Source organism: Ruegeria sp. BHSB058 (genome assembly GCF_059613285.1).
Window position 1 is genome coordinate 1 of sequence record NZ_JBXWSF010000121.1, and the last position, 7,901, is coordinate 7,901.

Below are 7,901 nucleotides of genomic sequence, written 5' to 3' on the forward strand. Positions count from 1 at the left end.
GATCGGCGCTGCTGGACATTCTGGGCGAGGATTTCATGCGCACGGCCCGCGCCAAGGGGTTGAGCCGCCGTCAGGCGCTGTGGCGGCATGGGGTACGCAATGCGCTGATCCCGGTGCTGACCATCATAGGGCTGCAGTTTTCCTTCCTGTTGGCAGGGTCGATCATCATTGAACAGGTGTTCTATCTGCCGGGGCTTGGAAGGCTGGTATTTCAGGCGATTTCTTCCCGTGATCTGATCGTGGTGGAATCGGTGGTCATGCTGCTGGTCTTTGCGGTGATCACCGTGAATTTCTTGGTCGATCTGGCCTATGCCGCCGTCGACCCGCGTCTGAGGAGCCGCACATGAGCCGTAACCTGACCCTGGGCGCGGGCCTGTCGTCATTGGTGGTGCTGGCGGCGCTCATCTCGTTTGTCTGGACGCCCTATGACCACGCGACGCTGGATATCCCCAACAAGCTGCAAACGCCCACTGCGCAACACTGGTTCGGAACCGATCATTTCGGGCGGGACATGTTCTCGATGATCATGGTGGGTGCCCGTACGTCGATTGCGGTCGCGCTGGTCGCGGTGGGCATCGGCATGGGTTTTGGTGTGCCGCTGGGCCTGACGGCGGCGGCACGCAAGGGATCATGGCTGGACGAGCTGATCATGCGCGGCAACGATCTGGTCTTTGCCTTTCCGTCTCTGGTCATCGCCATCCTGATCACTGCCGTCTTTGGCGCAGGTGCGGTCAACGCGATCATTGCCATCGGTATATTCAACATTCCGGTCTTTGCCCGCATCACTCGCGGTGCCGCGCTATCCTTGTGGGAGCGCGAGTTCATCATGGCCGCCCGTGTTGCCGGCAAGGGCGCGGCGCGGATTTCGGCAGAGCATATCCTGCCGAACATCGCCAACCTGCTGATCGTGCAGGGCACCATCCAGTTCAGTTTGGGCATTCTGGCCGAGGCCGGGCTCAGCTATGTCGGGTTGGGTGCACAGCCACCAACGCCCAGTTGGGGTCGGATGCTGGCGGATGCGCAGACCATGGTCAGCTTTGCGCCGCACCTGGCGCTGATCCCGGGTCTGGCGATTGTTCTTACGGTGCTGGGGCTGAACCTGATGGGGGACGGGTTGCGCGACTGGCTGGACCCGCGCATTCGGGTGGCGCGCGCATGAGCCTTTTGCAGATCGACACCCTGTCGCTGTCCATCCAGGGGACGAACATCCTGAATGGCGTCAGCGTTGCGGTCGAACCGGGCGAGGTGGTGGCAGTTACCGGTGAAAGCGGGTCGGGCAAATCGATGACCGCGCTATCGATAATGCAGCTGCTGCCAAACGGCGCCAGTACAAGCGGATCGATCCTGCTGGACGGGCAGGAATTGCTTGACCGACCCGAAGCCCAGATGTGTACCCTGCGTGGCGCCGGGATCGGCATGGTGTTTCAGGAGCCCATGACCGCGCTCAACCCGGTCATGACCATCGGGGATCAGGTGATTGAAACGATTCTGATCCACAAGGCGATGACCCCTGCAAAAGCTCGGGACCGCGCACGCGAGGTGTTGACGCGCGTAGGCCTGCCGCCCGAAAGCTACCCGCTTGGTCGCTATCCCCACGAACTGTCGGGCGGACAGCGTCAAAGAGTGGTGATCGCGATGGCCATTGCCTTGCGGCCAAGGCTGCTGATCGCAGACGAGCCAACCACGGCTCTTGATGTGACCACTCAGGCGCAAATCCTCGATCTGCTGAAAGGGTTGGTATCCGAGTTCGGCATGGGACTGCTGATGATCACCCATGACCTCGCCGTGGTGGCCGATATGGCCGACAGGATCGTGGTCATGCGAGACGGCGAAGTGGTGGAAGCCGACACCACCCGCCGGTTGCTGACCGGGATGCAGCATCCCTATACCCGCATGCTGTTCGAGGCCTCGGGTCATCAGGTCATCCTTCCCACGGGCCGCGACTCCGCGCCTTTGCTGTCGGTGGCAGCCGTCGTGCGGGACTATCGCCTGCCGCGAAAACGCCTGTTCGGCAAACCGGAGCACCATCGCGCCGTCGATCATGTGAGTTTTACCTTGCATCGGGGTGAACGTCTGGGACTGGTGGGTGAATCCGGTTGCGGAAAATCGACCCTAACGCGAGCCATTCTGGGTCTTGAAGACGTCCAGCAGGGGCATATCCTGTTGGACGGTCAACCGGTTTTCAGCGGCAAAAATCCCAACCTGGAAGTGCGGCGCAAGATGCAGGTCGTGTTTCAGGACCCGTTCGGCAGCTTCAACCCCCGCCACAAGGTCGCGCGCCTGATCACCGAACCCTTTCACCTGCTCGACAGGTCCCCGACCGGATCAGAACGCACTGACCGGATTGCCGAGGTGCTAACCGCCGTGGGTCTGTCGCCGGACGACGCAGGAAAATATATTCACGAGTTTTCCGGCGGCCAGCGCCAGCGTATTGCCATTGCACGTGCGCTGATCATCCGCCCCGAACTGATCCTGTTCGACGAGGCGGTATCGGCCCTTGACGTGTCCGTTCGCGCCCGCATCCTCGATCTGCTGGCAGAGCTGTGCGATGCCTATGACCTGAGTTACCTGTTCATCAGCCACGACCTGAGCGTGGTGCGCACGATTACCGATCGGGTGCTGGTCATGAAAGCCGGCCGCATTGTCGAGGAGGGTGAAACCGAGCAGGTGTTCACCGACCCTCAGCACCCCTATACCGAAGCCCTGATCGCCGCAGCGCCGCGTCTGCCGGACATACGATGGGGCGCAGCGTGATACAGGTACAGGAAGCAGTCTACGCGAGCGACCCTACGGGGACCTCTTGCCATGAACAGGAAAGGATCCGCGCGATGAATGACGCTATCTGGTTTGACCCCGGCCTCTGCCTGATCGGCGGTCAATGGCAATCCTCGTCCTCCGGCCAGACCCTGCCGCTGATCAACCCGTCTGACGGCCTGGAGATCTGCCGGATTGCCCGCGGAAATGGCGCGGATATCGACACTGCGGTCGGCGCAGCGCAAGGCGCTTTGGATGGCGCATGGGGACGCATGACTGCGCTGGAACGGGGTCGCACCCTGACGCGGATAGGGCAGCTGGTGCTGGAGCGGGTAGACGAACTGGCTGCGCTTGAAGCGATGGATGTGGGCAAGCCGCTGACGCAAGCACGGGCCGATGCGGTAGCGCTGGCGCGTTATTGCGAATTCTACGGCGGTGCGGCGGATAAGGTGATGGGGGAAACCATTCCTTATCTCGATGGCTACACCGTCTATACTCTGCGCGAACCGCATGGGGTGACGGGGCATATCGTGCCGTGGAACTATCCGATGCAGATAATCGGGCGTTCGGTCGGAGCGGCGCTGGCGATGGGCAATGCCTGTGTGTTGAAACCGGCCGAAGAGGCATGCCTTACGGCGCTGGCCTTTGCTCACCTGGCGGTCGAGGCCGGGTTGCCCGCTGGTGCACTGAACGTGGTGCCCGGACTTGGGGCCGAGGCGGGGGCGGCGCTGTCGGGACATCCGGGCGTGCATCATGTTTCATTCACCGGATCGGTTGCCACCGGAGCGCTGGTGCAGCAGGCGGCCGGGCGCAACGTGGTGCCGGTGACACTGGAACTGGGCGGCAAATCCCCCCAGCTTGTGTTCGACGATGCCGATCTTGGGGCTGCCTTGCCGTTTCTGGTCAATGCAGGGATCCAGAATGCGGGCCAGACCTGTTCCGCGTCATCCCGCATCCTCGCCCAGCGCGGCATTTATGATCAGGTCCGGGCGTGCATGGCCGAGGCCTATGAGCAGCTGACCGTCGGACCAGCCGCCGAGGATCTGCGGGTGGGGCCACTGATCTCGACCCGGCAAAAGGAGATTGTCGAGGGTTTTCTGGCTCGTGGAGCTGACCTGACCATTGCGGCGCAGGGGCAGATTGTTGCCCACGCGCCTGAAACCGGCGCTTATGTGCGGCCAACGCTTTTTGCTGAAGTCCCTTCAGATCATGAACTGGCCCGGAACGAAATATTCGGCCCGGTTCAGGTGCTGATCCCTTTCGACACCGAGGAAGAAGCGGTGGAGATCGCCAACGGCACCGATTACGGGTTGGTTGCCAGCATCTGGACACGTGATGGCGCGCGGCAGATGCGGCTGGCCAAGCGGCTGCGATCGGGTCAGGTTTTTGTCAACAATTATGGCGCGGGTGGCGGTGTGGAACTGCCTTTTGGTGGCGTCGGCAAATCCGGTCATGGGCGTGAAAAAGGGTTCGAGGCGTTGTATGGCTTTTCGCAACTGAAAACGGTTGCGGCCTACCATGGCTAGGATCGGAGTTTTCCTGGCGCTGATCGCCGTTGCCATTGTTGCCGCAGGGATATTTGGCGCGCTGCACAATCAGGTCACCTATTCGGTCGGGCCGGATTATTTCCATCAGTTCAAGTTCCTTCAGTTTGGCATCCCACCCGAAACACCGCCACGCATCGGCGCTGCGATTGTCGGTTGGCGGGCAAGCTGGTGGATGGGCGTTCTGGTCGGCTCGCCGCCTTTTTTGCTGGGCCTGTTGCTGTTGTCTTCGGCCAGAATGTTCTGGTCGGCGGGGCTGCGTGCGATATTCGCGGTGCTGCTCATGGCTTCGCTTGCTGCCAGCATTGGTTGGGTTTTCGGGTTGATGGCGGTCGACGCCAAGACGGCGTCACAGATTCAGCTGCCCGCCACGATCACCGAGCCGGTGGGTTTCCTGCGCGCGGGCGTGATGCATGATGCAAGTTATGTCGGCGGCTTCGTCGGAATCTTTGCCGCTATCTGGATCATGTTCCGGGCGTCGAGGCACTCGCAGTGAACGACAACCGGGACAATGTGGCACTGGCCATCGCCCTGTCGCTGCTCGCCCTTGTCCTGTTCGATGTCATGGGATTGATCATCAAGTATCTGTCGCCCCGGTATACCGCTGCAGAACTTTCGGCCTATCGCAATTTCTTTGGTATTTTTCCCGCGTTGATTGCTCTGTGGTCATCCTCGGTCTGGCGACAAAGTGGGAGGCCCTGGAAAATCCGGCAGTGGAAACTGGGTCTGATGCGGGGGATTTACGTCACCTTTGCCCAGTTCCTGTTCTATTACTCGTTGGGCAAGCTGGCCTTTGCCACGGCATCCACCATCACCTATTCCAATGCAGTCTTCATGACTGCGCTTGCCGTACCGATGCTGGGCGAGCGTGTCGGGGCCGTGCGATGGATGGCCGTGCTGATCGGGTTTGCCGGCGTGATCCTGATCATGAGGCCCGGAAGCGACACGTTTTCGCTGGATGCGGTCGCACCATTGGGGGCGGCGTTTCTGTATGCGCTGACTGGGGTGTCGGCTCGATTGATGGACCGGGATGTGCCCAGCCCCTTGCTCAACCTGTATTCGGTGGTATCGGCCTTGTTGGGCGCGCTGATCCTTGCCACCATCGCCGGCGGGTTTTCCCCGATCAACCACCCCCAGGACGTCATCTGGATCGTCGCCATGGGGGCATTCGGCGGCACCGCCGTCTTGTGTCTTGTGGTCTCGTACCGGATGACAGAGCAAAGCAATCTGGCCCCGTTCAGCTATTTCGGCATCCCCTTTGCCTTTGTCGCGGGATGGCTGGTGTTTGATGAAACACCGTGGTCAGACCTGTTTCCCGGGGCGCTGTTCATTGTCGGCGGAGGTTTGATGGTGATCTGGCGCGAGCGACGCTTGCGCCGCAAACCCGTTAACCACTAGACCACGACCTTGATCGGTTCCTGCCGGCCCACGTCGAACACCCGCTTGTAGCGCTCGATCTCGGCCTTGGGACCCATCGCCTTTTCTGGATTGTCCGACAGTTTCACCGTCGGGTGGCCATTGGCCGAAACCGCCTTGCAAACCAGAGAGAACGGGGCAAGCCGGTCGCCGGAAACCAAACCGCGAAAATCGTTGGTCAGCAACGTCCCCCAACCGAACGAGACATTGGCCCGCCCGGTAAAACGGGCGTGCAATTCGATAATCTTGTCTACGTCCAGGCCATCCGAAAAAATGATCCGCTTTTTTGTCGGATCCTCGCCGCGTGATTTCCACCAATCGATGGCAATTTCCGCGCCCTTGGCCGGATCACCGCTGTCGATTCGGATACCGGTCCATCCCGCCAGCCAATCGGGGGCGCGTTCCAGAAACCCCTTGGTGCCGTAAGTGTCCGGCAAGATGATCCGCAGATTACCCTCATGCTCGTCATGCCAGTCGCTTAGCACGTCATAAGGGGCCTGCGCCAAGGCCGCGTCATCTTGGGCCAAGGCGCAATACACCATCGGCAATTCGTGTGCGTTCGTGCCGATTGCCTCGACTTCGCGGCGCATCGCGATAAGACAGTTGGATGTGCCGGTAAAGGATTTACCCAAGCCCTCGATCATTGCCTGAACACACCAGTCCTGCCACAAAAAGGAATGGCGGCGGCGGGTGCCGAAATCGGCAATTCCAAGCCCTTTGATCTCTCTCAAACGCTCAATCTTTTCCCAGACGCGGGTCATGGCGCGGGCATAGAGCACCTGCAATTCGAAACGGCGCATATCGTTCAACACTGCCCGCGAGCGCAGTTCCATCAGGACAGCCAGCGCAGGGATTTCCCAAAGCATGACCTCGTGCCACTTGCCCTCAAAGGTCAGTTCGTACTGGTCGCCTTTGCGTTCAAGGTGATAGGGCGGCAAACGCAGGTTTTCGAACCATTCCATGAAATCCGGGCGGAACATCTGACGCTTGCCATAAAACGTATTGCCACGCAGCCAGGTGCTTTCGCCCCGGCTGAGACTGAGCGAGCGGATATGATCCAGTTGCTCGCGCAACTCGCCCTCGTCGATCAGATTGGCCAATGGAACGTGAGTCGACCGGTTGATCAGCGAAAACTCCACATTTGTTTGTGGCTTGTTTCGAAACACTGACTGACACATCAATAGTTTGTAGAAATCCGTGTCGATCAAAGACCGCACAATCGGATCAATTTTCCACTTGTGATTGTAGACGCGTGTCGCGATATCAATCATAGGGCGCTCCTATTCCGCAAATACTTAGAACAAGCGACAATGAGATTGGCAAGAGCGCCCTGATACATGACAATATCCCAGTTGTGTCATAGTCCGGGCGCAAATGGTTTTGATGATTTCCCGGTGTTGGGTAAAAGGTGAAAATTGAGTGTTGTGATGGCTCTCAGGTACGATTTCGACATATTTACGATTATGCCGGATGAGGTATTCGAGAACGAACAGTTCGTGGAATTGTTGAGTCAGACTGGCATCGACAAAAATTCGGCGCACAACAAGATCGCGCTGTTCCGCGATGTGAAAACCGCCGATGCATTGCGCGGTGCCTCGCCCAAAGTGCGGCAGTTGTTTCTGGATTCCGGATTCGGGCTGAATACGTATGACAGCGGCGTGCCCGACGGGTTCTATCCGGCGCGGGATCAATCTGCGCGCAATTACATCCTCAGAAGATTCGTCCGCAACGTCAAATCGACTTCGCTGAAGGGCGAGTATTGCGGCGATTTCGATTTTTCAGAATTCATGGACCACCTTTTGCTGGCGCGTCCCTTGCCGGGGGGGCCGGAAAGAAAACGAACGCCTGCTCGACTTGCCAGCAAGAACACGCCTCCGCAACGCCAGTCGCCGATTGCACGTATCGGATTCGCCATCGGGGTCGCGGTACTGGTTCTGGTGGTCGCCAAATTGCTGGGCGCGGTGATGCAGCGTTAAGGCCCCGTTGATCGCGACTTCTGGCGCGAACGCCGCGTCAACGGCCGCCAGCACCATTCCCCGCGAGACGTCCGAAAACCGATCCGTTGATCAACCCTGTTCCGCCCGGATAGTTGAAGAAAAACACGCCGCCGACCAGTTCACCGGCGGCGAAAAGTCCGGGAATCGGGGCAAGATCATTGTCCAGAACCTGGGCCGTTTCCGGGTCAAT

At 59.7% G+C, this 7,901-nt stretch carries 9 protein-coding genes; 7 read left to right on the forward strand and 2 right to left on the reverse strand.

Annotation, left to right across the window (positions count from 1 at the left end; genetic code table 11):
• The 6 genes from AC2FNB_RS19745 to AC2FNB_RS19770 all read left to right on the forward strand — a co-directional run.
• Window positions 1-347, forward strand: a 347-nt coding sequence (locus AC2FNB_RS19745; protein WP_496748511.1) for an ABC transporter permease, incomplete at its 5' end; no start/stop codon positions are given.
• Window positions 344-1,159, forward strand: a complete 816-nt coding sequence (locus tag AC2FNB_RS19750; protein ID WP_480748855.1) for an ABC transporter permease — start codon at window positions 344-346, stop codon at window positions 1,157-1,159. The genes AC2FNB_RS19745 and AC2FNB_RS19750, both read left to right, overlap by 4 nt.
• On the forward strand, window positions 1,156-2,754 hold the full coding sequence (locus AC2FNB_RS19755; protein ID WP_496748512.1) for an ABC transporter ATP-binding protein: 1,599 nt from the start codon (window positions 1,156-1,158) through the stop codon (window positions 2,752-2,754). Before AC2FNB_RS19750 ends, AC2FNB_RS19755 begins: the two co-directional genes overlap by 4 nt.
• A 74-nt stretch (window positions 2,755-2,828) precedes the next feature.
• Window positions 2,829-4,280 carry an aldehyde dehydrogenase family protein gene (locus tag AC2FNB_RS19760; protein WP_480748857.1) on the forward strand — a complete coding sequence of 484 codons (1,452 nt, stop codon included), beginning with the start codon at window positions 2,829-2,831 and terminating at the stop codon, window positions 4,278-4,280.
• A complete protein-coding gene (locus AC2FNB_RS19765) occupies window positions 4,273-4,794 on the forward strand; it encodes a hypothetical protein (protein WP_480748858.1) in 522 nt (173 codons plus the stop codon). The genes AC2FNB_RS19760 and AC2FNB_RS19765 overlap by 8 nt, the downstream gene beginning before the upstream one ends.
• On the forward strand, window positions 4,791-5,696 hold the full coding sequence (locus AC2FNB_RS19770) for a DMT family transporter (RefSeq protein WP_480748859.1): 906 nt from the start codon (window positions 4,791-4,793) through the stop codon (window positions 5,694-5,696). Before AC2FNB_RS19765 ends, AC2FNB_RS19770 begins: the two co-directional genes overlap by 4 nt.
• Here the strand turns inward: AC2FNB_RS19770 and pncB are convergent.
• Window positions 5,693-6,985, reverse strand: a complete 1,293-nt coding sequence (pncB, locus tag AC2FNB_RS19775) for a nicotinate phosphoribosyltransferase (protein WP_480748860.1) — start codon at window positions 6,983-6,985, stop codon at window positions 5,693-5,695. The two genes, AC2FNB_RS19770 and pncB, sit on opposite strands and share 4 nt — an antisense overlap.
• A 156-nt stretch (window positions 6,986-7,141) precedes the next feature.
• On the opposite strand from pncB, the gene AC2FNB_RS19780 reads away from it, so the two are divergent.
• Window positions 7,142-7,690: a hypothetical protein gene (locus tag AC2FNB_RS19780; RefSeq protein ID WP_480748861.1), complete on the forward strand. Its 549-nt coding sequence runs from the start codon at window positions 7,142-7,144 to the stop codon at window positions 7,688-7,690.
• 37 nt (window positions 7,691-7,727) lie between these two features.
• Here AC2FNB_RS19780 and AC2FNB_RS19785 read toward each other — a convergent pair whose 3' ends face one another.
• Entirely contained in the window at window positions 7,728-7,901 is a 174-nt protein-coding gene (locus AC2FNB_RS19785) for an FAD-binding protein (protein WP_496748513.1), read from the reverse strand.

Excerpts from the sequence above, each read along its gene's own strand:
- AC2FNB_RS19750 (WP_480748855.1), top strand. The coding sequence starts at position 344 with ATGAGCCGTAACCTGACCCTGGGCGCGGGCCTGTCGTCATTGGTGGTG.
- AC2FNB_RS19755 (WP_496748512.1), top strand. The coding sequence starts at position 1,156 with ATGAGCCTTTTGCAGATCGACACCCTGTCGCTGTCCATCCAGGGGACG.
- AC2FNB_RS19760 (WP_480748857.1), top strand. The coding sequence starts at position 2,829 with ATGAATGACGCTATCTGGTTTGACCCCGGCCTCTGCCTGATCGGCGGT.
- AC2FNB_RS19765 (WP_480748858.1), top strand. The coding sequence starts at position 4,273 with ATGGCTAGGATCGGAGTTTTCCTGGCGCTGATCGCCGTTGCCATTGTT.
- pncB (WP_480748860.1), bottom strand. The coding sequence starts at position 6,985 with ATGATTGATATCGCGACACGCGTCTACAATCACAAGTGGAAAATTGAT.
- AC2FNB_RS19780 (WP_480748861.1), top strand. The coding sequence starts at position 7,142 with ATGGCTCTCAGGTACGATTTCGACATATTTACGATTATGCCGGATGAG.